This window comes from Stutzerimonas kunmingensis, assembly GCF_900114065.1.
Classification (GTDB): domain Bacteria; phylum Pseudomonadota; class Gammaproteobacteria; order Pseudomonadales; family Pseudomonadaceae; genus Stutzerimonas; species Stutzerimonas kunmingensis.
In genome coordinates this window covers 756,906-777,623 of record NZ_FORS01000001.1, presented here as the reverse complement: position 1 = coordinate 777,623, position 20,718 = coordinate 756,906, and the positions used below count along the sequence as shown (strand labels likewise).

The following is a 20,718-nucleotide window of genomic DNA, read 5'->3' as shown; positions in this document are numbered from 1 at the left end:
AAGCGGCGAGCGCTGTTCTGGCGGCGCTCGGCCGTTACGTTTTTTTCACAAGGTGCTGGTTATGGTCGGCCTTGCCCGAGCAGCCAGTAGCCGGCCAGCGCGGCGCCGAGCAGCCAGATCAGCACGACTGCCACGGCACCGGCGCGACTGGTCGGACGGGCCGCACGCCGTGCCTCCCAGGCCAGCGCCTGCTCACGGCTTTCGGCCAGCACCTGCGGCGGCGTCAGGCGCAGTACCAGCCAGATGCCCAGCGGCAGGAGCAGCAGGTCGTCGAGGTAGCCGAGCAGCGGAATGAAGTCGGGGATCAGGTCGATCGGGCTCAGGGCGTAGGCGACGATGGCCAGGGTCAGCAGGCGCAGCCACCAGGGCAGCGCCGGGTGGCGGGCGCAGAACCAGAGCGCCATGACGTCGCGCTTGAGGGCACGGGCCCAGCCTTGCAGGCGGGCCATGAAACGGGACAGCACGGGCACTGGACGCTCCTTACCGAACAGAACTGGCGGCGCCAGGACGAGGAAGTACCACGATGATGCAGATCTCCCTTTACCCCGGGCAACGCCTGAAGCTGCGGTTCGGCCGGCGTCGGCTGTTCGGCCTGCTGGCGCTGCTGGTCGGCCTGGGCGTCGGTGTGGCGTTGCACTGGGACGAGCGGCTGTACTTCTACCTGACCCGGCAGATGAACGTCACCGACCAGGGCGTCGCCAATCGCTGGCTGCCCGCCTACCGGGTGCAGATCGACGCCAAGCCGATCGAGGGCATCGCACGCAACCTGTCGGCCATCACCTATGACACCGACCTTGACCGCCTGTTGGGCGTGGTCAACGGCGGGCCGACCGAAATCGTCGCGCTGAGCAAGACCGGCGAGCTGCTCGAGCGCTATCCGCTGCAGGGTTTTGGCGACATCGAAGGCCTCACCTACATGGGCGGCGGGCGCGTGGCGGTGTCCGACGAACGGGCCCAGCAGGTGAGCATCTTCCAGTTGCCGTCCGTGCCGCGCACCATCGACAGCGCCGAGGCCAGGTTCTTTTCCCTGGGCATCAACCTCAACGGCAACAAGGGTTTCGAAGGGGTGACCTACGATGCCGCGGGCGACCGCATGTTCATCGTCAAAGAGCGCGACCCGCGCCAGCTCTACGAGGTCGATGGCGTGGCGGCAAGCCTCGACGGGGGGCTGCAGCTGAAGGTGCGCGACCGCAGCGACTGGATCACGGGCCAGGTGTTCGCCACCGACCTCTCGGACATCCACTTCGATGCCGCCACCGGCCACCTGATTCTGCTCAGCGACGAGTCGCATCTGGTGATGGAGCTCAGCGGCGACGGGCGGATGCTCAGCTACCGCAGCCTCAACGGCCTGTTCAGCGATCTGAAACGCTCGGCACCGCAGCCCGAAGGCGTGACGATCGACAATGACGGCACGCTATACGTAGTCAGCGAACCGAACCTGTTCTACAGCTTTCGCCGCGAGGGCTGAAGCCAGCGGCCTCGCCGCTGGTCGAGTGGCAGGCCGGCGCCCGCGGCTTCACGTTTCATTCACGCCGGTTTGACGGAACCCTGACGGCGCCCCGCGCAGACTGCCTCGGATGCCGCGCGCTGCCTGCGTGCGGTCGCCTCCTGCAGGGTGATTCGATGCTCATGCGCCGCTTGCCTGATTGCTCCTCGACCCGGTCTCGCGCGGGGCGGCCTGCCGCTGCGCCGCGGGCGCTGTTGTTCGCCGCACTGGTGCTGGTGGGCTGTCAGAGTGACCCCGGCCAGCCCGCCGGCGACGGCTATCCGCCGGCCTACCTCGAGGGCTATGGCGCCGGTTGCAGCAGCGGCCGCCAGGCCGCCGGCGCCATGGCCGCATTTCGCAAGGACGTGTCGCGCTACCTGAGCCAGCCGCTCTATGCGCAGGGCTGGGATGACGGCTATCGCCAGTGCGAGGCGCTGCCGCTGGGCAGCGGTGGCCTGCCGTCGCGGCGTGGCGATGCCTGGCAGCGCCAGCGTGACCGCGAGTGGCGTCATCAGGTCGACCAGGACCGGGCCGAGGCCTTCCATCGCTGAGCCAGCGGCTGAGGTCCAGACGAAAAAAAGGCGCAGGGGCAACCGCACCCTGCGCCTTTGTCGTTTCCGGCGGCTGACTAGAGCGCGGGCTCGACGGCGACGGCACCTTGCAGAACCGGCGCCGGCCGATAGAGCACCAGGCGGTAGCAGGCCAGGCAGATCGTCCAGTCGAACAGCAGCGTCCACAGGTTGTGCGAGAGGAAGTGCGCGCCCTGCATGACCCGGCCCAGCGACATCACCGTGCCCAGGCCCAGTGCCAGCCCCAGCGCGTAGCGCGCCAGGCGCGGGCGGCGGTCGCGCAACACGAAGAACAGCGCCAGCAGTGAGAAGCCCGCCGAGGCGTGCCCGCCGGGCCAGCAGCGACCGGGCTTGAGCGTAGGTGCGCGTTCGGCCAGCAGCGGCGTGAAGGTCTCCTGGCCGCCAAAGTCGGTCAGGCTCCAGGGGCAATGCACGCCGGTCAGGGCCTTGAGCGGGGTGACGATGCTGGTCGACACGCCGAGTGCCAGCACCAGGTAACCCAGTGAACGGCGCCAGCGCGCCAGGCGCGTCGGCAGCAGGCTGACCAGAAAGCCGGCGATGGCCAGCACGCCGATGACGATCACCGCCTGCTTGACGCGGTCGTGCAGGAAGTCCTCGAGCAGCCAGCTGTGTCGGCCGACGAAACCGACGCCCGGCTCGTAGAACAGCCGGGAGAAGGCGAAGTCGAGTTCGCTGGGGTCGCCGATCAGCAGTGCCAGCATCAGCGCGGCGGGCACGCCGAAACCAAGGACGAAATTGTACGGGCGGCTGCTTTCGCAGCGGTCGGGTAGGCGGGGCATCGGAACTCCAGAGGCGCCCTGGTCGGGCGCCGGGTCGGTCTAGGGTTGGCTGAGCTGATCGGCGTGCGGTGCTGGCGCCCGCCAGCTCAGCAGGCCCTGGCGGTAGTTGTGACTCGCGCCCTGGTAGTAGGCGATGTCGCGCTGCACCAGCGGGTCGCTCAGCGGCGCCTCGGATTCGCGGCTCGAGCGCAGCGCCTCGTCATGCCGGCGTACCTGCAGGCGCGGGCTGAGGATCGCCAGGTCCTGGCCGTCGAACAGGCCCAGGTGCTGGTAGTTGCCGATCAGTGCGCGTCCCGGCGCGGCATCCTCGCGCAACAGGTTGCGGCCGAAGAAGGTCGACACGTAGTCCATGTTCAGCAGGCCGAGCAGGGTCGGGGCCAGGTCGATCTGGCTGGCCAGCCCGGTGAACTCGCGCGGCTCGACCAGACCCGGCGCGTAGACGAACAGCGGAATGTGGTAGTTGGCCACCGGCAGGTCCTGCGAGCCGGCGCTGCCGGCGGTATGGTCGGCGACGAAGACGAACAGCGTGTCCTTGAACCAGGGCTTGCGCCGCGCCTTGTCGAGGAACTGGCCGATGGCGTAGTCGGTGTACTTCACCGCACCTTCGCGGCCATCGCCCGAGGGAATGTCGATGCGGCCGTCCGGGTAGGTGTAGGGGCGGTGGTTGGAGGTGGTCATCAGCTGCAGCAGGAACGGCTTGCCGGCGGCGTGGTCGGCATCGGCCTCGCGCATGGCCAGGGCATAGAGGTCCTCGTCGGCCATGCCCCAGGCATTCTTGAAGTGGATGTCCGCTTCGTCGGCGCTGCTCTGGTCGACCACGCGGTAGCCGTTGCCGCCGAAAAAGGCGCTCATGTTGTCGAAATAGCCGCGCCCACCGTAGAGGAACACGCTGTCGTAACCCTGGGCGCCGAGTTGCTGGCCGAGGCTGGCAAAGCCGCTCTCGCGACCGATGCGCTTGACGATCGAGCGCCCCGGGGTCGGCGGCACGGACAGGGTGATCGCCTCCAGGCCACGGTCGGTGCGCGTGCCGGTGGCATAGAAGTTGGTGAACGTCAGGCTGTGCTTGCGCAGCTCGTCGAGGTTGGGGGTCAGCCCGCGCGCGTCGCCGAAGCTGCCCAGGTACTTGGCGCTGAGGCTCTCGATGGTCACCAGCACGACGTTCAGATGACGTGGCTGGCCGGGGTTGTCGATCGCCCGGCGGATGTCCAGCGGGTCTTTGCCGAGGAAGCGCGCATTCGGCTCGGCGACTTCCCGGCGCAGGCGGCTGCCGATCTCGGCGTCGGGCAGAGTGGCGTAGAACTGCGGATAGTCCAGCTCGTTGTTGCGAAAGGCGGCGAAGAACTGGAACGGGCCGTTGCTCGCCAGCTCGCGCTGGTAGGCGTTGCCGCCGCTGCCGCGCGGAAAGTCCTGGCCAACCACCAGGGCCGCGGCCAGTGCCAGGCCCGCTACGCCGGCCAGCGTCGCCAGGCTCCCGCGCCAGGGCAGGCTCGGCGCGGCAAGGGCGCGGCTGACCGGCCGCTGCAGGGCCAGGCCGAGAGCCAGGGCCAGGGCGGCGAGCAGGCCGAGCAGGGTGAAGAGCGGGTAGGACTCCATGATGTTGTGAATGACCTCGTCGGAGTAGACCAGGTAATCCACTGCGATGAAGTTGAAGCGCACGCCGAACTCGTCCCAGAACAGCCACTCGGCCACCGCGGTAAACAGCATCGCGTAGAGGCTCAGCACCAGCAGCAGGCGCAGGCCGAAGCGGTGCCAGCGGCTGGCCCAGATCTTTCGCGGGCAGAGCGCGAGATACAGCGCCAGCGGCACGGCGGCAAAGGCCAGGTAGGCCAGGTCGTAGATCGCGCCTTCGGCATAGATGCGCAGGATGTCGAGCGGGCCGGCGGTCGCCTCCTGCCAGTGCGCGACGAGCAACGCCGAGCGGGTCAGCACGAAGGTGCCGAGCCAGAGGCCCAGAAGCAGGGCGAGATAACGAAGCTGAGCATGTCGGGGAAAAGGCATCGTATGATCCACGGCTAAGGACGAACGCGCCGAAGTCTGCGCACCCGCCTGTGAGCCCTTCGTAAAGAAGGCGTGAAAATTCCGTCATTTGCCTGCTAGCGAACCGATATGCGCATTCTCGTCATCGAAGACAACCGCGACATCCTGGCCAACGTGCTCGATTACCTCGAGCTCAAGGGCTACGTGGTCGACTGCGCGCAGGATGGCCTCAGCGGTCTGCACCTGGCCGCCACCCAGGACTACGACCTGATCGTGCTGGACCTGATGCTGCCGGGCATCGACGGACTGCAGGTGTGCAAGCGCCTGCGTGACGATGCCGGGCGTGATACGCCGATCATCATGCTCACCGCCCGCGATGCCCTGCCTGACCGCATCAAGGGGCTGCAGGCCGGTGCCGACGACTATCTGATCAAGCCCTTCGCGCTGTCCGAGCTGGTTGCCCGTATCGAGGCGATCCTGCGTCGCTGCCAGGGATCGCGTCGCCGGCAGCTGCAGGTGGCCGATCTCTGCTACGACCTGGACACCCTAGAGGCCAGTCGTGGTGGCCAGCCGATTCGCCTCAACCCTATCGGCCACAAGCTGCTGGCGATCCTCATGCAGCGCAGCCCGGCGGTGGTGCGCCGCGAAGCGCTGGAAGATGCCGTCTGGGGTGATCACGTGCCGGACAGCGATGCGTTGCGCAGCCATATCCACCAGTTGCGCCAGGTGCTCGACAAGCCGTTCGCCAAGCCGTTGCTGCATACCGTGCACGGCCTTGGCTTCCGCCTGGCGGAGGACTGCGATGCTCGCTAAGCAGCCGCTGGCGCGGCGGATCGTCATCGCCTTCACGCTGATGACGCTGGTGGTGAGCGGTGCGTTCGCCCTCGGCATCGTCGGCGTCGTGCACTTCATCGAGGAGCAGCTGGTCACCGAGGAGCTGAGTCGCCACCTGGACATCGTGCTCAACGAGGACCTGCCAAAGGGACGGACACCGCAGCTGGACACCAGCACCCACTTCTTCGCCTCGCATCTGCCCGAGCACCCGATGCCAAAGGCGTTTGCCGGGCTCGGTGAGGGGTTCACCGAGCTGGTTCGCGGTGACGATGCCTACTACGTCTATGTGCGCAATGTCGGCGCTGACCGCTACGTGCTGGTGCGGGAGCAGCACGAGTTCGAGGCCCGTGAAGATGCGCTGTTCAACGTCGTGCTGGCCGGCTTTCTGCTCAGCGTGCTCGGCGCCTGGGCGCTGGGGCGGCTGATGGCCAACCGGGTGTTGGCGCCGGTCAGTCGCCTGGCCAACCAGGTGCGCCACCGCGACCAACTGCATCCGCTGGCGCCGCCGCTGGCCCTGCAGTATCCCGATGACGAGGTCGGCCATCTGGCCGCGGCGTTCGACAGCACCCTCGGCCAGCTGCGCCAGACCCTGGAGCGCGAGCGGCTATTCACCGCCGATGTCAGCCATGAACTGCGCACCCCGTTGATGGTGGTGCTCGGCGCCTGCGAGCTGCTCGAGCAGCAGGCCGAGCTGTCGCCAGCTGCGCAGCGACCGCTGGCGCGCATCCAGCGCGCCGCGCGGGAAATGCACGAGCTGGTGGAAACCTTCCTGATGCTGGCGCGGGCGCGTCCGCAACAGACGTCCTTGGCCGGCGACGCCAGCTTGCGGAGCGTGGCGACCGAGCAGAGCGAGCGCTGGGCACCGTTGCTGGCGGAGAAGGGCCTGGCCTTCGAGCTGCTGGAGGAGGGCGAGGACCGCGGCGTCTACAACCACACCCTGCTCGGCACGGTGATGTCTAACCTGCTGCGCAACGCACTGCATTACACCGACCGCGGCACGGTGCGGCTGGTCCTCGACGAAGGTGGCTTTCGCGTCGAGGACAGCGGCGTGGGCATTCCCCTGGCGGAGCAGGAGCGCATGTTCCAGCCGTTCGTGCGGGGTGCCGAGGGGCGCGGCGAAGGGCTGGGGCTGGGGTTGTCGCTGGTCAAGCGGATCTGCGCGCACCAGGGCTGGCAGGTAGGTGTGGTGCCGCGGCAACCGCAGGGCAGCTGTTTTCAGGTGCGCTTTCATGACGGCGCGGTTTGACGTTTTTTTCACATTCCGTTGACGTGCCCTTGATGTCTGCCTGGTTAGTTTGGCGTTCCGTTTCCAACCGGAATGCCCGCCATGACCACATCGAGCCCTATCGAACTGGAGTTCTCGCGCAAGTACGACCGCCAGCACGCCTACGAATACCTGCACAAGCATCAGGATGGCCCGGCCCGGCGGCTGTCGCACTGGCGTGACGAGCAGATGGCGCGCCGCGCACTGAAGATCGCCGGCGATCCTGATCTGGTGCTGGACCTGCCGTGCGGCGCCGGGCGCTTCTGGCCGCTGCTGGCCGAGCACCCAAGCCGGATGATCTTTGCCGCCGACAACTCCGCCGACATGCTGGCGATCGCCGAATCGGCGCATTCGCTGGAAGTGCTCAAGCGGGTCGAGACCTTTCAGACCTCCGCCTTCGCCATCGACATGGGTGACAACGCGGTAGACAACATCTTCTGCATGCGCCTACTGCACCACATCGCCGACCCGGAGCACCGGCTGGCGATGCTGCGTGAGTTCCACCGCGTCACCCGTGACACGCTGATCGTCTCGCTGTGGGTCGATGGCAACTACAAGGCCTGGAAGCGCAAGCGCCTGGAGCGTCGCCGGCCGGCAAAGGACAACCAGAACCGCTTCGTCGTCGCGCGCTCGGTGATCGAGACGGAATTCGCCGAGGCCGGCTTCGACATCCTCGACCGCAATGACTTCCTCCCGGGCTACGCCATGTGGCGGGTCTACGTGCTGCGCAAGCGGGGTTGAACATGAGCCGACCACTCGTACTGCCGGCCCGCGAAGCGCGTACCAGCACCTTCCAGCGCTGGTGGAACACCCAGGGCGAATGGGTCGAGGAACCTAACCAGCGCCGCGCCGGCGAAAGCGGTGTGCAACGGATACGGCTGCGCGATCCGCAGCAGCCGCTGCTGTACTGCAAACGGCAGATTGGCCACCTGTATCGCTCGCTGCTGCATCCGTTCGGCCGGCCCACGGTGCTGCGCGAATTGCAGGCGCTGCAAGCATTCGCCCGGCTCGGCGTGCAGGTGCCGGAACTGGTCTACTGCGGCACGCGACAACAGGCCGGGCAGTGGCAGGCGCTGCTGGTGACGGCGGAGCTGGAAGGCTTCGTCAGCCTGGAGGACTGGTATCAACAGGACTTGGGGGGGCGCTTCGGTCCGACGGTACAGGAGCGCATGCTGACAGCGGTCGGAATTAGCCTCGGTCGCATCCACCAGGCACGCTGGCAGCATGGCTGCTGCTACCCCAAGCACATCTTCATCAGGGTTCAGGGTGAAGGTGACGCGGCCAGCGTCGAAGTCGCGCTGCTCGATCTGGAAAAGAGTCGTCGCCGTTTGCGGCGTAGCGCCGCGGCACGGCATGACCTGCGCCAGCTCAAGCGTCATCGCCAGGCCATGCCGGAACAGGACTGGCAACGATTACTGGCCGCCCACCGCACCTTCAGCGAGTTGCGCTGCGATGTCATCTGAGCCGACCTGCGCGGCTACCGATGCCGTGGCCAGCGTCGACGTGCCGGCCGACGGTGCGGCGCTGAAGGGGCGCAGCGGACTGGCGCGCATCTGGTACGCGTCCGGCTATTCGGCTGCAGGTCTCAAGGCCGCTTATAGAGGCGAAGCGGCGTTTCGCCAGCTGGTGCTGCTGAATCTGCTGCTGATTCCCTTGGCGTTTCTGTTCGACGTCAGCCGCGTCGAGCGCGCCGTGCTGATTGCCGTGGTGTTTCTCGGCCTGATCGTCGAACTGCTCAACTCGGCCATCGAGGCGACGGTCGACCGCATCTCTTTCGAACTGCATCCGCTCGCCAAACAGGCCAAGGACATGGGAAGCGCCGCGCAATTGCTGGCGCTGTGCCTGATCGGTCTGGTCTGGGCGGTGATCCTCATCCCCTGAAGGACGTACCCATGCTTTCCTCTTTGCGACGCCCTGCTCGAGAGCGCCCGGCGTCCGGCTTCAATTGCCTGGCCGCGCACCTGCGCTTCACGTTCGCCAGTGCGCTGGCCCTGCTGGCGCTTTTTGCGCTGCTGCGGCTGGGCTTGCTGCTGTTCAACCGCGAACTGATCGGCAGCACGCCGCTTGCCAGCTTCGTCGAGGCGTTCGGCAACGGCCTGCGCTTCGACCTGCGGGTAACGGTGTACATCCTGCTGCCACTGCTGCTCGGCGTGCTGAGCATGCGCATGATGGCCGCCCGGGGCCTGCTGCGGCTGTGGTTGAGTGTGTGTGCCAGCCTGACGATCCTGCTCGGGCTGATCGAGCTGAACTTCTATCGCGAGTTCCATCAGCGCCTGAACAGTCTGGTGTTCCAGTACCTGCAGGAAGACCCGGCGACGGTGCTGAGCATGCTCTGGCACGGCTTCCCGGTACTGCAACTGCTGGCGAGCTGGGGTGTGGCGAGCGCGGCGATGTACGCCCTGTTCGGCTGGCTGGAGCGGCTGACCCGTGGCGCGCCGGCTGTGCGCGAGACCGGCGCGCGCCGCCGCGGCTCGGCCTGGTATACCCGCGCGGCGGTATTCGGCGTGCTGATACTGGTCTGCGTGGTGGCTGCCCGCGGCACGCTGCGCCAGGGACCGCCGCTGCGTTGGGGCGATGCCTTTACCACCGAGTCGATGTTCGCCAATCACCTCGGCCTGAACGCGACACTGTCGCTGTATGACGCGGCGAAGAACCGCTTTTCCAGCCACCGCGACAATAGCTGGAAGGCGACACTGCCGGTGGCGGATGCGCAGGCTATCACCCGCGAGCTGCTGCTGACCGCCAACGACCGGTTGGTGGACGCCGAGCTGGCGCCGGTGCGCCGTGACTTCCAGCCGCCGGCGGACGGCCAGCTGGCGGTGCGCAACGTGGTGGTGATCCTCATGGAGAGCTTCGCCGGCCGCTATGTCGGCGCGCTCGGCAGTGCCGACGGCATCACGCCGAACTTCGACCGCCTGGCCGGCGAGGGGCTGTTGTTCGAGCGCTTCTTCGCCAACGGCACCCACACCCACCAGGGCATGTTCGCCAGCATGGCCTGCTTTCCCAACCTGCCGGGCTTCGAGTACCTGATGCAGACGCCGGAAGGCGGCAACCGCTTCTCCGGGTTGCCACAGTTGCTCAGCACACGGGCGTTCAACGACCTCTACGTCTACAACGGTGATTTCGCCTGGGACAACCAGGCCGGCTTCTTCAGCAATCAGGGCATGACGCGCTTTATCGGCCGCGGCGACTACGTCGACCCGGTCGTCGCCGACCCGACCTGGGGCGTATCCGATCAGGACATGTTCACCCGCGCTGCCGAGGAGCTAGCGCAGCTGGACCGCAGCAAGCCGTTCTATGCGCTGTTGCAGACGCTGTCCAATCACACGCCCTATGCCCTGCCGGAGCGGTTGCCGATTGCCGTCGTCGAGGGGCATGGCGCGCTGGATCAGCACCTGACCGCGATGCGCTATTCGGACTGGGCGCTTGGCCAGTTCTTCGATCAGGTGCGTGACGAGCCCTGGTTCAAGCAGACGCTGTTCGTGGTAGTCGGTGATCACGGCTTCGGGGTGCCGGAGGAGGTGACCGAGATGGACCTGTTCCGCTTCAACGTACCGCTGCTGCTGATCGCGCCGGGTATCAGCGAGCGCTTCGGCAGCCGCCGTGATGTAGTGGGTACCCAGGTCGACGTGGTGCCGACGATCATGGGCCGCCTCGGCGGTGAGGTTCGACACCAGTGCTGGGGTCGCGATCTGCTCAGCCTGGCGGTGGATGATCCGGGCTTCGGCATCATCAAACCCTCGGGCAGCGACCAGACGGTGGCGATGATTCGCGGTGACCGCGTGCTGGTACAGCCCAAGGAGCAAGCGGCGCGCCTGTATCGCTATCGCCTGGGGGCCAACCCGCAGGGCGAACGCCTCGCGCCGGATGCCGACGCAGCGCAGTTGCAGCGCCAGCTCGAAGCCTACCTGCAGACCGCGACTGCCAGCCTGCTGGCCAACCGCAGCGGTGATCGCGAGCGCGAGGCCGCGCCGGGCAGCGTACCGCTGGCCAGCGCGGGCGTCCCCACAGAACCGCCCAAGATGCCGAACCAGGCGCGCAAGGCGCGCGAGGGCTGAGATTCAGCGGATCGGCGGCGAACGCCGAAGGTTGGGGGCGTTAGCCTGGATGACGGCTACCGAGCGTGCAGCGACGTCAGTTCGGCCGACGCGTTCTTGCTGGCGAGGAAGTTCACCAGCTTCTGCCGCTGACGGGCGTCGAGCAGCTCGCGTTCGTTCAGCAGCTGCTCGATCTGCAACTGTTGGCGAGCGTCGCGCAGTTCACCGAGCTTTGCCTGCTCGCTGGCGATCTGCGCGGGGTCGACTCGCTCGCCGAGCAGCGCCTGTAGCAACTTGCTGCGCAGGGCATCGAGGTCACTGTCGAGGGCACGCAGCCGGGCCAGATAGGGCGCCTGGCCGTCATGCCAGCGCCCGAGCTGGTTGGCGCTAAGCTCCAGCTGGTGCGACAGTTCGGTTGGTGCGCCGGACGGCATGGGCAGCCCGTCGGTTTGCAGTTTCTGCCAGGCGAGCGCGCCCAGCACGCCACAGTTGACCAGTAGCGACAGCGCCAGGGCTCCGCGCAGAGTGGAAGTCGTCATCATGAATTACCTCAGTGGGAAAACGGCCGCTTAGCGCGGAATCTTCACGCGATCTTCATCGAAGTCGCCGCTTTCGGCGTCGCGGTGGCAGGCCACGCAGTTGGCGCGGCCGCCCACCGATTCACGCTTGAACTTGGCTTGGCTGACCTCGTCATGCTTGCGCTCGAACCAGCGGGTCTGGCTGATCCGTGGTTGCTCGCCGACGGTGGGTGACGGCTCCACCGGCAGGCGGTTGGCGGCCGAGGCGCGGACCAGGAAGTCGAGGATTTCCTTTTCCTGCACCGGGTCCAGCGACGCGTTGCTGCCGTAGTGGTCGCCCAGGGTGCGCATCTGCTCGCGCCAGGCATCGGCAGGCAGCAGGCCGGGGGAATAGAGCATGTGGCAGGCGGCGCATTCTTCCTTCCACACCAGTGATGCGTCGCTCGGAACCGCCAGGCGCTTGGGGCGCTTGTAGCTCTGGCGCTCGTGATGGTCGTCGTCATCGGCGAAGCTGAGGCCGGCCAGTACCAGGGTCAGGCCCAGCCCGGCGACGGCAGCGAGGGGTGCAATCTTCATGGCGAGCTCCTTACTTGATGCTGTCGATCCAGCTGATGAAGTCGCCTTTTTCCTGCGCCGTGCATTCGCGGGCGAAGACGTCGTCGCAGTTGCGGCGGAACCACTTCTCGACCTTCTTCAGGTCGGTGAAGCGCTCGGGATTGGCGGCTGGCGCCAGCGGATCAACCTTGCGATGGGCGGGTGTCTTGCCGGGCTGGCGCGGGTCGCTGGTGTGACAAGTGGTGCAGCTCATGCTCTTGCCGTTGCGCTGCTCCTCGGCGAAGTACAGCGCCTTGCCGTGCTCGGCGGAAAAGCCGGTGAAGTTCGCGTCCTGCTGGCGGGCCTGAGCGGCGTAGCCGGCCAGCAGCGGGTGTTCGGTTTCGGCCAGCGCCGGCAGGCTCAGGCAGCAGGCGAGGGCGATCCAGTAAGCGTTCATGGTGCGGTCTCCAGGACGGATGAGCGCAGCCTAGGCGCGCAGCCTTACGCCAAGCTGAACGTGGCCGAATGATGGCGTTCAGCTTGGCTTCAGCTGCGGGGCATACAAGGTAGGCATTCCCTGTATCGAGGATTGCCACCGTGGCTGCCTACAACCGCTTTCGCTTGTTCCACTGGCTGCTGGCCGGTTTCTTCCTCGCGGTGTACCTGACTGGCGACGACGCCGAGGCGCTGCACATCTGGCTGGGTTACGGTCTTGTGGCGTTGCTGGTGTGGCGGCTGCTGATCGAGCCGCTGCGCCTGCGGGGTTTTCCGAAGCTGCTGCCGCCGCAGGGACAGCGCCGCAAGCCGGGCCTGTCGGCAATTGGCAAGTGGCTGACGGTGGGTGCGCTGGGCGGTTTTGCTATCGCCAGCCTGGTCGGGCTGGGCATGGTCGATAACGGCGACGTACTGGCCACGCTGCCGGGCGTCGGGCCGGACGTGTTCGGCGCCGCCAGCGACGTCGACTTTATTGGCTGGATGGGCGACGCCGAAGAGGTGCACGAGTTCTTCGCCAACCTGGGGCTGTGGCTGATCGGCCTGCATATCGGCTACGTGCTGCTGTTCCGCCGCAAGGCGGCATGGCCGATGCTGCGTGGACTGCCCAAGTCGGGGCCGGCTTCGTTTTCGACTCTGGCACCGGCTTCGGTAGCGACTTCCCACGCATCTTCACCGACCCCTGTCGCCGATGAATTCACTCGCCTGCGTATCGCCTCGCGTCAGTCCGAAACCGCCGACAGCTGTTCGTTCACTCTGCAGGTGCCTGCGGCTCAGCGCGTACGCTTTGCCGCGCGGCCGGGGCAGTTCCTCACGCTGAAGGTTCCCTGTGGCGAGGCAGCGCTGCTGCGCTGCTATTCGCTGTCGCAACGGCCGGATGGTGATGGCGCGTTGCGCATCACCATCAAGCGCGTGTCTGGCGGGCGTGCATCGAACTGGCTGCTGGATAACCTGCAGGCGGGCGACTGCATCGAGGCGCTGCCACCGGCTGGCGTGTTCGTGCCGCGCAGCCTGGACAGTGATTTGCTGCTGCTCGGTGCCGGTAGCGGCATCACGCCGTTGATGGCGATCCTGCAGGCGGCGCTGGTCGAGGGCTGCGGGCGAGTGTGTCTGTTCTACGCGAGCCGCGATGCCGCTTCGCTGATCTTTGCCGAAGAACTGGCTGAATGGTCCGTGCGTTACCCCGAGCGTCTGCAGCTGCGCATCTGGCTGGATGCGGAGCAGGGCGTGCCGAGCGGACGGGCGATCGCCGAGAGGATTGCCGACTGGTCTGCTGCCGACGCCTTTGTCTGCGGGCCGCAACCGTTCATGGATGCCGCCGGTGCCGCGCTGGGCGAGCTGGGTGTGGATGCGGCGCGCATCCATCTGGAACGCTTTGCCGCCACAGCACCGACGGCCGTACCGGGCGGTCGCCCCAGCCGCCTGCGGGTCGCGCTCGACGGTCGCCGCCATGAGCTGGACGTGCCGCGCGGCGAGGTGTTGCTGGAGGCTATGGAACACGCCGGTCTGCGGCCGCCGAGCGCCTGCCGCTCGGGCGTCTGCGCCGCGTGCAAGTGCCGGGTGTTGGAAGGCAGCGTAAGCATGCGCAGCAATCAGGTGTTGAGCGAGAGCGAAGTGCGTCAGGGCTGGGCATTGGCCTGTCAGGCCGAACCGCGCAGCGCCGAATTGCAGGTTGAGTACTGAGATGCAAAAGGCCCTAGTTTGCATGATTTGACGCAGCGTCCGCCGGATAGCGGCATAGCCTTTATCCGGCGGGCGGAAGCGCCCGGGCAGTCGAAAAGGCCGTCGGCCGTTTTCCACCCTTGGCGGGTTACCCGGCGGCGGGCTTAGCGCTCCGCCACCGGCAGATCGTGCTTCTGCCAGGCGATCCATGAGCCGGGCACGTTCACCACGTGGCGAAAGCCCTGGCGCTTGAGGATGCTGGCGGCAATCGAGGCGCGGTAGCCGCTGCCGCAATAGGTCGCCACGGTCCTGTTCTTGTCCAGTTGCTCCAGTCCTTCGGGCAGATGGGCGACGAAGGCGTGGCGGGCGTCGGGTACGCGGCCTTGCTCGACCTCCTCGGGGGCGCGCACGTCGAGTACCTGGACCTCGGTATCGTCGCGGCGACGGTTCAGCTCGTGCACCGTCCACTGGCCGACACTGGCCAGAGGCAGGCCGGCGTTCTGCCAGTCGGTCATGCCGTTGCGCAGATAGCCTTCCACCCGATCAAGACCGATCCGATACAGCTGCAGCGTGGCCTGGTGGATCTGCTCGCTGTCCTCGCCGATCAGGTAGATCGGTCGCTGATCGTCGAGCATCCAGCCGGCCCAGCTGACGAATTCGTTCTGCAGGGCGATGTTCAGCGCGCCGGGCACATGGCCGCCGCCGAAGGCGAGGATCGAGCGCAGGTCCACCAGCTGCACGGCGCTGTGGTCGGCGCTGCGCTCGGCGAACTCTTCCGGCGACAGCGGCATTGGCAGCATCGGCCCGTGCATGCGCGTGGCCGGGCGCACGTTGAGCTTTTTCAGCCGTGCATAGTGACGCGGCGGCTCGGGCATGCCGCTGAGCAGCCAGTCGATGAATTCGGCTTCGTTGCGTCGCTGGTTGAGCGCCGGGTTGAACAACAACTCGTTGCCAAGCGTGGAGCGCCGCCGGTCGCCGATCGACTTGCCGCACGCCGAGCCCGCGCCGTGACAGGGGTAGATCTCGACTCGCTCACCGAGCGGCAGGTAGCGGGTGAACAGAGTGGCATAGAGCTGGGCGGCCAGTTGCTTGGTGCTGTCCTCGCCGAGCAGGTCGGGGCGGCCGACGTCGAGGTTGAACAGGGTGTCGCCGGTGAACAGGGCGAAGGGCTCATCGCCCTGCTGGCCGTCGCGCAGCAGCAGCGAGATGTGTTCCGGCGTGTGGCCGGGCGAGTAGATGATTTCCAGGCTGACCTGGCCGAGTTCCAGCACCTCGCCATCGGCAGCCTGGCGCAGCTTGAAGGCGTAGTCCGGCGAGCAGCCACCGATGATCTCTGCGCCGCTGCGTTCGGCCAGCGCCTGGGCGCCGGAGACGAAGTCGGCATGGATGTGGGTTTCGATGGCGTAGGCGATGCGCAGGCCCTTCTCTCGGGCCAGGTCGAGGTAGACATCGACGTCGCGTCGCGGGTCGATCACTGCGGCGACCGCGGCCTTGCTGTCGCCCACCAGGTAGGAAATCTGCTCCAGGCCGTCGGTATAGATCGGCTCGAAGACCAGCATGGTTGCACCTCCGTAACGGCTGAATGGTTACGGATGTGGAACGTCGACGGGTGGCCGGTGTTCACTCGGCGATCATTTGCGAACCAGCAGTACCCCGGACTCCATGTGGTGGGTGTAGGGGAACTGGTCGAACAGCGCACAGCGCTCGATGCGGTGGGTATCGGCCAGCTGGGCGATGTTCTGCGCCAGGGTTTCCGGGTTGCAGGAGATGTAGAGGATGCGCTCGAAGCGACGGGCCAGTTCGCAGGTGTCCGTGTCCATGCCGGCGCGCGGTGGGTCGACAAAGATGCTGCCGAAGTCGTAGCTCTTCAGGTCGATATGGGCCAGGCGGCGGAACGGGCGCACCTCGTTCAGCGCCTGGGTCAGCTCCTCGGCTGAGAGACGCACCAGCTCGATGTTGTCGATGCCGTTGTCGGCGATATTGGCCAGCGCGGCGTTGACCGAAGTCTTGCTGATCTCGGTGGCCAGCACGCGGCGCACGCGGGTGGCCAGCGGCAGGGTGAAGTTGCCGTTGCCGCAGTAGAGCTCGAGCAGGTCGTCGTCGCGCTCGCCGAGCGCCTCGAAGGCCCAGCTCAGCATTTTCTGGCAGACCTCACCGTTTGGCTGGGTGAAGGCCCCTTCCGGTTGGCGGTAGCGGAAGCTGCGGCCGGCGACTACCAGTTCTTCTTCCACGTAATCGCGCCCGATGACGATGCGCTTGCCCTTGGAACGGCCGACCAGGCTGACGCCGAGGTTGGCGGCGAGCTGCTCGGCTTCGGCCTGCCAGGCCTCGTCCAGCGGGCGGTGATAGGCGAGGGTGATCAGCGCATCGCCGGCCAGGGTGGTGAGAAATTCCACCTGGAACAGCTTGAAGCTGAGGACTTCCGACGCCTGCCAGGCGGCTTTCAGCTGCGGCATCAGTTCGTTGATGCGACGGCTGGCAATGGGGAAGTCGTCGATCAGGATCGCCTTGTGCTTTTCGCCCTGCTCGAACATCGCGTAGTGGCGCTGGCCGTCTTCGCGCCACAGGCGGAACTCGGTGCGCAGACGATAGTGTTCCCGTGGGGAGTCGAAGACTTCCGGGGTGGGTGCGTCAAAGGGCGCCAGCAATTCCCCCAGCCGCGCGGCTTTCTCGGCGAGTTGGGCGTCGTAAGTGGCGGGGTCGAATTGCGGAGCGCTCATGAAGACTCTGGAATGGTAGGTAAATCGTAGGGTGGATCGGTGCGCGCAGCTGACGCTTCATCCATCCACCGTTGCCGCACGGAAGGTGGATGAGAAAAGCCACATCCACCCTACGCTGCGATCAGCCGGCGAACCAGCCCAGCTTGACCACGAACAGTGCGGAGAGAATCCACATCGCCGGACTCAGCTCGCGCCAGCGGCCGGCCAGCAGCTTGATCGCGGTCCAGGCGATGAAGCCGAAGGCGATGCCGTTGGCGATGGAGAAAGTCAGCGGCATGGCCAGCGCGGCAACCACGACCGGCGCGGCGACGGTGAGGTCGTCCCAGTCGATGCCGGCCAGGCTGCTCATCATCAGCACGGCGACGAACAGCAGCGCCGGGGCGGTGGCATAGGCCGGCACGGCACCGGCCAGCGGGGCGAAGAACAGACTGAGCAGGAACAGCAGGGCGACCACGCAGGCGGTCAGGCCGGTGCGGCCACCGGCGGCGGTACCGGCGGCGGATTCGATGTAGCTGGTGGTGGTCGAGGTGCCCAGTGCGGCGCCGGCCATGGTCGCGGTGCTGTCAGCCAGCAGGGCGCGGCCCAGGCGCGGCATCTTGCCGTCCTTGTCCAGCAGGTCGGCCTTCTGCGCCACGCCGATCAGGGTGCCGGAGGTGTCGAACAGGTCGACGAAGAGAAAGGCGAAGATCACGCTGATCAGGCCGATATCCAGCGCGCCCATGATGTCCAGCTGCATAAGGGTCGGCGCCAGCGACGGCGGCATCGACACCACGCCGTTGAGCTGCGACAGGCCGAGCAGGATCGACAGGCCGGTGACCACCAGAATGCCGATCATCACCGCCCCGGTGACTTGCCGGTAGGCCAGCGCGGCGATCAGGAAGAAGCCCAGGCAGGCCAGTAGCGGGCCGCCGGCGCTGAGGTCGCCGAGGCCGACCAGGGTGGCCGGGTTATCGACGACGATGCCGGCGTTCTTCAGCGCGATGATCGCCAGAAACAGGCCGATACCCGCGGCAATGCCGGCGCGCAGGGCCAGCGGAATGCTGTGGATGATCCACTCGCGAATCTTGAAGATCGACAGGCCGAAGAAGATCACGCCGGAGAGGAACACCGCACCCAGCGCGGTCTGCCAGGTGTAACCCATGGTCAGCACGACGGTGTAGGTGAAGAAGGCGTTCAGGCCCATGCCCGGCGCCAGCGCGATCGGGTAGTTGGCAACCAGGCCCATGATCGCCGAGCCGATGGCCGCGGCCAGGCAGGTGGCAACGAACACCGCGCCGTGATCCATGCCGGTTTCGGCGAGGATGCTCGGGTTGACGAAGAGGATGTAGGCCATCGTCAGGAAGGTGGTGATACCGGCCAGGACCTCGGTGCGCAGCGTGGTGTTGTGCGCCTTGAGTTGAAATAGCTTTTCCAGCATGGTCGATCCTCTATGTGCCGGTCAGTGTGAGGGCTGTCGCCTCTGGCGGGCGATTCGCGTGTCATCGCAAAAGCCGCGCATCTTACACCGGGCGGCAGCGCGGTTGAATTTCCATTGAGCAGGTGAAGGCCATGAGCAAACGAGTCCTGATTCCGATCGCCGACGGTTCCGAAGACCTGGAGGCCGTCACCCTGATCGACGTGCTACGGCGTGCCGAGTTCGAGGTGTTGGTCGCCAGTGCCGAAGAGCGGCGCATGCTGACCTGCGCGCGCGGTACCCGGATCACCGCCGACGCCATGCTGCTCGACGTGCTGGCGCAGGATTTTGACCTGATCGTGCTGCCCGGCGGCATGCCGGGCGCGAAGACCCTCGGCGAGCTGGAGCCGCTGGCCGAGCGTGTTCGCCAGCAGGCCCGTGCCGGGCTCGATTTCGCCGCGATCTGCGCCGCACCGGCGGTCGCGCTGCATCCCTACGGCGTGCTCAAAGGCCGCCAGGTGACCTGCTATCCGGGCATGAGCGACAACCTCACCGGCACACATTTCCTCGACCAGCCGGTGGTGGTGGACGGCAACTGCATCACCAGTCAGGGCCCGGCGACCGCCCTGGAATTCGCCCTGAGCCTGGTGGAGCGCCTGGCCGGACGGGGCAAGCGGCGCGAGGTGGCCGACGCCATGCTGGTGCCGGCGACGAACTAACCTCGTCCCGGATCGGTCACTCCTTGCATTGCCGGAAGTCCCGGCGGCAACTGGCTAGAGCCGAGGAGAACGATGGACAGTGTCGATCTGGCGGTGCTGCGGCGCGCCCGCGACTGGTTGCGCGACGGCCACGCGGTGGTGCTCTACACGGTGCTGGAAACCTGGGGCAGTGCGCCACGTCCGGTGGGTTCGCTGCTGGCGCTGCGCGGCGATGGCCGCGTTGAAGGCTCGGTGTCTGGCGGCTGCGTCGAGGACGATCTGCTCGCCCGGGTCATGGCTGACCAGCCACCGTCGACCTGCCAGCTGATCACCTATGGCGTGAGCAAGGAAGAATCCGCGCGTTTCGGTCTGCCCTGTGGTGGCACCCTGCGCCTGCTGCAGGAGCCATTGCGCGATGCCGGTTGGATCGACGAGCTGCTGCGGCGCTGCGCCGCACACGAGCGGCTGCTGCGCTGCGTGGATATCGCCAGTGGTGACGTAACGCTGCAAACCGCCGGCCGCGACGCCGCGCTGCAGTTCGATGGCCATACCCTGCGCGCCCCATTCGGCCCGGCCTGGCGCCTGCTGATGATCGGCGCCGGGCAGCTGTCGCGTTATGTCGCCGACCTGGCACATGGCCTTGGCTTCGAAGTACTGATCTGTGACCCGCGCGAAGGTTATGCCCACGACTGGGATGCGGCGACGGTGCGCTTCGTCCCCGGCATGCCGGACGATGCCGTGCTGGCCATCGAGCCGGATGCGCACACCGCCATCGTCGCGCTGACCCACGACCCGCGGCTGGACGACATGGCACTGCTTACCGCGCTGCAATCGGAGGCTTTCTACGTCGGCGCGCTGGGCTCGCGGGCCAACAGCGAAAAGCGCAAGGCGCGACTGCTGTCGCTGGGCCTCGGCGAGCGCCAGGTGCAGCGGTTGCACGGACCCATCGGCTTGCCCATCGGCAGCCGTACACCGGCGGAAATCGCGCTGTCCTTGATGGCCGAGGTGGTTGCGCTGAAAAACGGCGCTCTGGTCAGCCAGGCGTTGCCGGAACAACAGCGCTGTGCCTGAACCGGGCGTCTGCGCCATCGTTCTCGCCGCGGGGCAGGGCAGCCGTTATCGCGCGGCCTGTGGGGCGGACAAGCTGCTGGCGGCCAGCCTGGCTGCTGCGTCTTCGCCGCCGGTGCTGGCGGCCACGCTGGCCAACCTTCGTGGTGTCGCCGAACCGCTGCTGGTGGTGACCCGTGCAGACAATCTGCCTCTGCGCGACTGGCTGAGCGCCAACGCTGCCGACTGCGAGGTGCTTGCGCTGGAATCCCGCGGGCTCGGCCACAGCCTTGCGCAGGCCGTGGCCCAGGCGCCGGCAGGACGTGGCTGGCTGGTGGCGCTGGCCGATATGCCCTATGTGCAGCCGCGGACCCTGCGCGAGATCGCGGCGGCAATCCGCGAAGACAACCTGGTTGTGCCGACCTATGACGGCCGCCCCGGCCATCCGCGCGGCATCGGCAGCGCCCATCGCGATGCGCTGCTGCAGCTGGATGGTGATCGCGGTGCCCAGGTGCTTTTCGCGGCGCACCCGGTACTGGAGCTCGCCCTGAACGATCCCGGTGTACTGCAGGACATCGACCATCCCGATGATCGCCGGCAGGCCTGAACGCCAATCGCCGTGGCGGTTACCGGAAACCGGCACGAATCAATTGGCCGGTCCGCGCAGCGCCACGCCGTTCGCGGCGA

At 66.9% G+C, this 20,718-nt stretch carries 21 protein-coding genes; 12 read left to right on the top strand and 9 right to left on the bottom strand.

Translation table 11 applies throughout. The features are described from left to right. Positions 1 to 59 precede the first annotated feature (59 nt). Positions 60 to 449 carry a YkvA family protein gene (locus BM275_RS03885; protein ID WP_061337042.1) on the bottom strand — a complete coding sequence of 130 codons (390 nt, stop codon included), beginning with the start codon at positions 447 to 449 and terminating at the stop codon, positions 60 to 62. A 77-nt stretch (positions 450 to 526) separates the two neighbouring features. Here BM275_RS03885 and BM275_RS03880 point away from each other — a divergent pair, with 77 nt between their 5' ends. Then, positions 527 to 1,468: an SdiA-regulated domain-containing protein gene (locus BM275_RS03880; RefSeq protein ID WP_046617995.1), complete on the top strand. Its 942-nt coding sequence runs from the start codon at positions 527 to 529 to the stop codon at positions 1,466 to 1,468. Positions 1,469 to 1,623: 155 nt separating this feature from the next. After that, complete coding sequence (locus BM275_RS03875; protein ID WP_224742695.1) at positions 1,624 to 2,037, top strand: hypothetical protein; 414 nt, start codon at positions 1,624 to 1,626, stop codon at positions 2,035 to 2,037. Between the two features lie 77 nt (positions 2,038 to 2,114). Here BM275_RS03875 and BM275_RS03870 read toward each other — a convergent pair whose 3' ends face one another. Together BM275_RS03870 and BM275_RS03865 are read right to left on the bottom strand one after the other, a co-directional pair. Continuing rightward, a complete protein-coding gene (locus BM275_RS03870) occupies positions 2,115 to 2,777 on the bottom strand; it encodes a phosphatase PAP2 family protein (protein WP_376752123.1) in 663 nt (220 codons plus the stop codon). Positions 2,778 to 2,894: 117 nt separating this feature from the next. Then, positions 2,895 to 4,853 (bottom strand): LTA synthase family protein, encoded by a 1,959-nt coding sequence (locus tag BM275_RS03865; protein ID WP_065983057.1) that lies wholly within the window; start codon positions 4,851 to 4,853, stop codon positions 2,895 to 2,897. A gap of 108 nt (positions 4,854 to 4,961) precedes the next feature. Here BM275_RS03865 and BM275_RS03860 point away from each other — a divergent pair, with 108 nt between their 5' ends. The 6 genes from BM275_RS03860 to BM275_RS03835 all read left to right on the top strand — a co-directional run bounded on the left by BM275_RS03860 (position 4,962) and on the right by BM275_RS03835 (position 10,988). Beyond that, a complete protein-coding gene (locus tag BM275_RS03860; RefSeq protein WP_003302056.1) occupies positions 4,962 to 5,645 on the top strand; it encodes a response regulator transcription factor in 684 nt (227 codons plus the stop codon). Continuing rightward, positions 5,635 to 6,912, top strand: coding sequence for a sensor histidine kinase (locus BM275_RS03855; protein WP_090519378.1), 1,278 nt, complete (start codon positions 5,635 to 5,637; stop codon positions 6,910 to 6,912). Before BM275_RS03860 ends, BM275_RS03855 begins: the two co-directional genes overlap by 11 nt. Before the next feature lie 81 nt (positions 6,913 to 6,993). Next, complete coding sequence (locus BM275_RS03850; protein ID WP_041014918.1) at positions 6,994 to 7,671, top strand: class I SAM-dependent methyltransferase; 678 nt, start codon at positions 6,994 to 6,996, stop codon at positions 7,669 to 7,671. A gap of 2 nt (positions 7,672 to 7,673) precedes the next feature. Further along, entirely contained in the window at positions 7,674 to 8,393 is a 720-nt protein-coding gene (locus BM275_RS03845) for a lipopolysaccharide kinase InaA family protein (protein ID WP_041014917.1), read from the top strand. After that, positions 8,383 to 8,811 (top strand): diacylglycerol kinase, encoded by a 429-nt coding sequence (locus BM275_RS03840; protein WP_046617841.1) that lies wholly within the window; start codon positions 8,383 to 8,385, stop codon positions 8,809 to 8,811. Before BM275_RS03845 ends, BM275_RS03840 begins: the two co-directional genes overlap by 11 nt. Positions 8,812 to 8,822: 11 nt before the next feature. Beyond that, complete coding sequence (locus tag BM275_RS03835) at positions 8,823 to 10,988, top strand: LTA synthase family protein (RefSeq protein WP_090519377.1); 2,166 nt, start codon at positions 8,823 to 8,825, stop codon at positions 10,986 to 10,988. Positions 10,989 to 11,044: 56 nt separating this feature from the next. On the opposite strand, the gene BM275_RS03830 is transcribed toward BM275_RS03835, so the two are convergent. The 3 genes from BM275_RS03830 to BM275_RS03820 are packed head-to-tail and all read right to left on the bottom strand — an operon-like array spanning position 11,045 to position 12,476. Continuing rightward, positions 11,045 to 11,509: a periplasmic heavy metal sensor gene (locus tag BM275_RS03830; protein WP_090519374.1), complete on the bottom strand. Its 465-nt coding sequence runs from the start codon at positions 11,507 to 11,509 to the stop codon at positions 11,045 to 11,047. A gap of 27 nt (positions 11,510 to 11,536) precedes the next feature. Continuing rightward, positions 11,537 to 12,061 (bottom strand): diheme cytochrome c, encoded by a 525-nt coding sequence (locus tag BM275_RS03825; RefSeq protein ID WP_090519372.1) that lies wholly within the window; start codon positions 12,059 to 12,061, stop codon positions 11,537 to 11,539. Positions 12,062 to 12,071: 10 nt separating this feature from the next. Then, positions 12,072 to 12,476, bottom strand: a complete 405-nt coding sequence (locus BM275_RS03820) for a DUF1924 domain-containing protein (protein WP_090519371.1) — start codon at positions 12,474 to 12,476, stop codon at positions 12,072 to 12,074. A 140-nt stretch (positions 12,477 to 12,616) separates the two neighbouring features. On the opposite strand from BM275_RS03820, the gene BM275_RS03815 reads away from it, so the two are divergent. Beyond that, positions 12,617 to 14,194 carry a 2Fe-2S iron-sulfur cluster-binding protein gene (locus BM275_RS03815; protein WP_090519367.1) on the top strand — a complete coding sequence of 526 codons (1,578 nt, stop codon included), beginning with the start codon at positions 12,617 to 12,619 and terminating at the stop codon, positions 14,192 to 14,194. 143 nt (positions 14,195 to 14,337) lie between these two features. On the opposite strand, the gene BM275_RS03810 is transcribed toward BM275_RS03815, so the two are convergent. From BM275_RS03810 to BM275_RS03800, 3 genes are all read right to left on the bottom strand, one after another. After that, positions 14,338 to 15,732 (bottom strand): MBL fold metallo-hydrolase, encoded by a 1,395-nt coding sequence (locus BM275_RS03810; protein WP_090519364.1) that lies wholly within the window; start codon positions 15,730 to 15,732, stop codon positions 14,338 to 14,340. A 72-nt stretch (positions 15,733 to 15,804) separates the two neighbouring features. After that, positions 15,805 to 16,893: a tRNA (uridine(54)-C5)-methyltransferase TrmA gene (gene trmA, locus BM275_RS03805; protein ID WP_090519362.1), complete on the bottom strand. Its 1,089-nt coding sequence runs from the start codon at positions 16,891 to 16,893 to the stop codon at positions 15,805 to 15,807. 121 nt (positions 16,894 to 17,014) lie between these two features. Continuing rightward, a complete protein-coding gene (locus BM275_RS03800; RefSeq protein WP_003302078.1) occupies positions 17,015 to 18,310 on the bottom strand; it encodes an NCS2 family permease in 1,296 nt (431 codons plus the stop codon). A gap of 131 nt (positions 18,311 to 18,441) precedes the next feature. Between BM275_RS03800 and BM275_RS03795 the strand changes: the two genes are divergently transcribed. The 3 genes from BM275_RS03795 (at position 18,442) to BM275_RS03785 (ending at position 20,638) form a co-directional block, all read left to right on the top strand. Continuing rightward, positions 18,442 to 19,005 (top strand): DJ-1 family glyoxalase III, encoded by a 564-nt coding sequence (locus BM275_RS03795; RefSeq protein WP_090519360.1) that lies wholly within the window; start codon positions 18,442 to 18,444, stop codon positions 19,003 to 19,005. Positions 19,006 to 19,077: 72 nt separating this feature from the next. Further along, positions 19,078 to 20,055, top strand: a complete 978-nt coding sequence (locus BM275_RS03790) for an XdhC family protein (RefSeq protein WP_090519358.1) — start codon at positions 19,078 to 19,080, stop codon at positions 20,053 to 20,055. Beyond that, positions 20,048 to 20,638 carry a nucleotidyltransferase family protein gene (locus BM275_RS03785; protein WP_090519357.1) on the top strand — a complete coding sequence of 197 codons (591 nt, stop codon included), beginning with the start codon at positions 20,048 to 20,050 and terminating at the stop codon, positions 20,636 to 20,638. Before BM275_RS03790 ends, BM275_RS03785 begins: the two co-directional genes overlap by 8 nt. Positions 20,639 to 20,718 lie beyond the last annotated feature (80 nt).

What these genes read in the sequence shown, in the direction of transcription:
- BM275_RS03885 (WP_061337042.1), bottom strand. Translation starts at nt 449, where the DNA reads ATGGCCCGCCTGCAAGGCTGGGCCCGTGCCCTCAAGCGCGACGTCATG.
- BM275_RS03880 (WP_046617995.1), top strand. Translation starts at nt 527, where the DNA reads ATGCAGATCTCCCTTTACCCCGGGCAACGCCTGAAGCTGCGGTTCGGC.
- BM275_RS03875 (WP_224742695.1), top strand. Translation starts at nt 1,624, where the DNA reads ATGCTCATGCGCCGCTTGCCTGATTGCTCCTCGACCCGGTCTCGCGCG.
- BM275_RS03870 (WP_376752123.1), bottom strand. Translation starts at nt 2,777, where the DNA reads ATGCTGGCACTGCTGATCGGCGACCCCAGCGAACTCGACTTCGCCTTC.
- BM275_RS03865 (WP_065983057.1), bottom strand. Translation starts at nt 4,853, where the DNA reads ATGCCTTTTCCCCGACATGCTCAGCTTCGTTATCTCGCCCTGCTTCTG.
- BM275_RS03860 (WP_003302056.1), top strand. Translation starts at nt 4,962, where the DNA reads ATGCGCATTCTCGTCATCGAAGACAACCGCGACATCCTGGCCAACGTG.
- BM275_RS03855 (WP_090519378.1), top strand. Translation starts at nt 5,635, where the DNA reads ATGCTCGCTAAGCAGCCGCTGGCGCGGCGGATCGTCATCGCCTTCACG.
- BM275_RS03850 (WP_041014918.1), top strand. Translation starts at nt 6,994, where the DNA reads ATGACCACATCGAGCCCTATCGAACTGGAGTTCTCGCGCAAGTACGAC.
- BM275_RS03845 (WP_041014917.1), top strand. Translation starts at nt 7,674, where the DNA reads ATGAGCCGACCACTCGTACTGCCGGCCCGCGAAGCGCGTACCAGCACC.
- BM275_RS03840 (WP_046617841.1), top strand. Translation starts at nt 8,383, where the DNA reads ATGTCATCTGAGCCGACCTGCGCGGCTACCGATGCCGTGGCCAGCGTC.
- BM275_RS03835 (WP_090519377.1), top strand. Translation starts at nt 8,823, where the DNA reads ATGCTTTCCTCTTTGCGACGCCCTGCTCGAGAGCGCCCGGCGTCCGGC.
- BM275_RS03830 (WP_090519374.1), bottom strand. Translation starts at nt 11,509, where the DNA reads ATGATGACGACTTCCACTCTGCGCGGAGCCCTGGCGCTGTCGCTACTG.
- BM275_RS03825 (WP_090519372.1), bottom strand. Translation starts at nt 12,061, where the DNA reads ATGAAGATTGCACCCCTCGCTGCCGTCGCCGGGCTGGGCCTGACCCTG.
- BM275_RS03820 (WP_090519371.1), bottom strand. Translation starts at nt 12,476, where the DNA reads ATGAACGCTTACTGGATCGCCCTCGCCTGCTGCCTGAGCCTGCCGGCG.
- BM275_RS03810 (WP_090519364.1), bottom strand. Translation starts at nt 15,732, where the DNA reads ATGCTGGTCTTCGAGCCGATCTATACCGACGGCCTGGAGCAGATTTCC.
- trmA (WP_090519362.1), bottom strand. Translation starts at nt 16,893, where the DNA reads ATGAGCGCTCCGCAATTCGACCCCGCCACTTACGACGCCCAACTCGCC.
- BM275_RS03800 (WP_003302078.1), bottom strand. Translation starts at nt 18,310, where the DNA reads ATGCTGGAAAAGCTATTTCAACTCAAGGCGCACAACACCACGCTGCGC.
- BM275_RS03795 (WP_090519360.1), top strand. Translation starts at nt 18,442, where the DNA reads ATGAGCAAACGAGTCCTGATTCCGATCGCCGACGGTTCCGAAGACCTG.
- BM275_RS03790 (WP_090519358.1), top strand. Translation starts at nt 19,078, where the DNA reads ATGGACAGTGTCGATCTGGCGGTGCTGCGGCGCGCCCGCGACTGGTTG.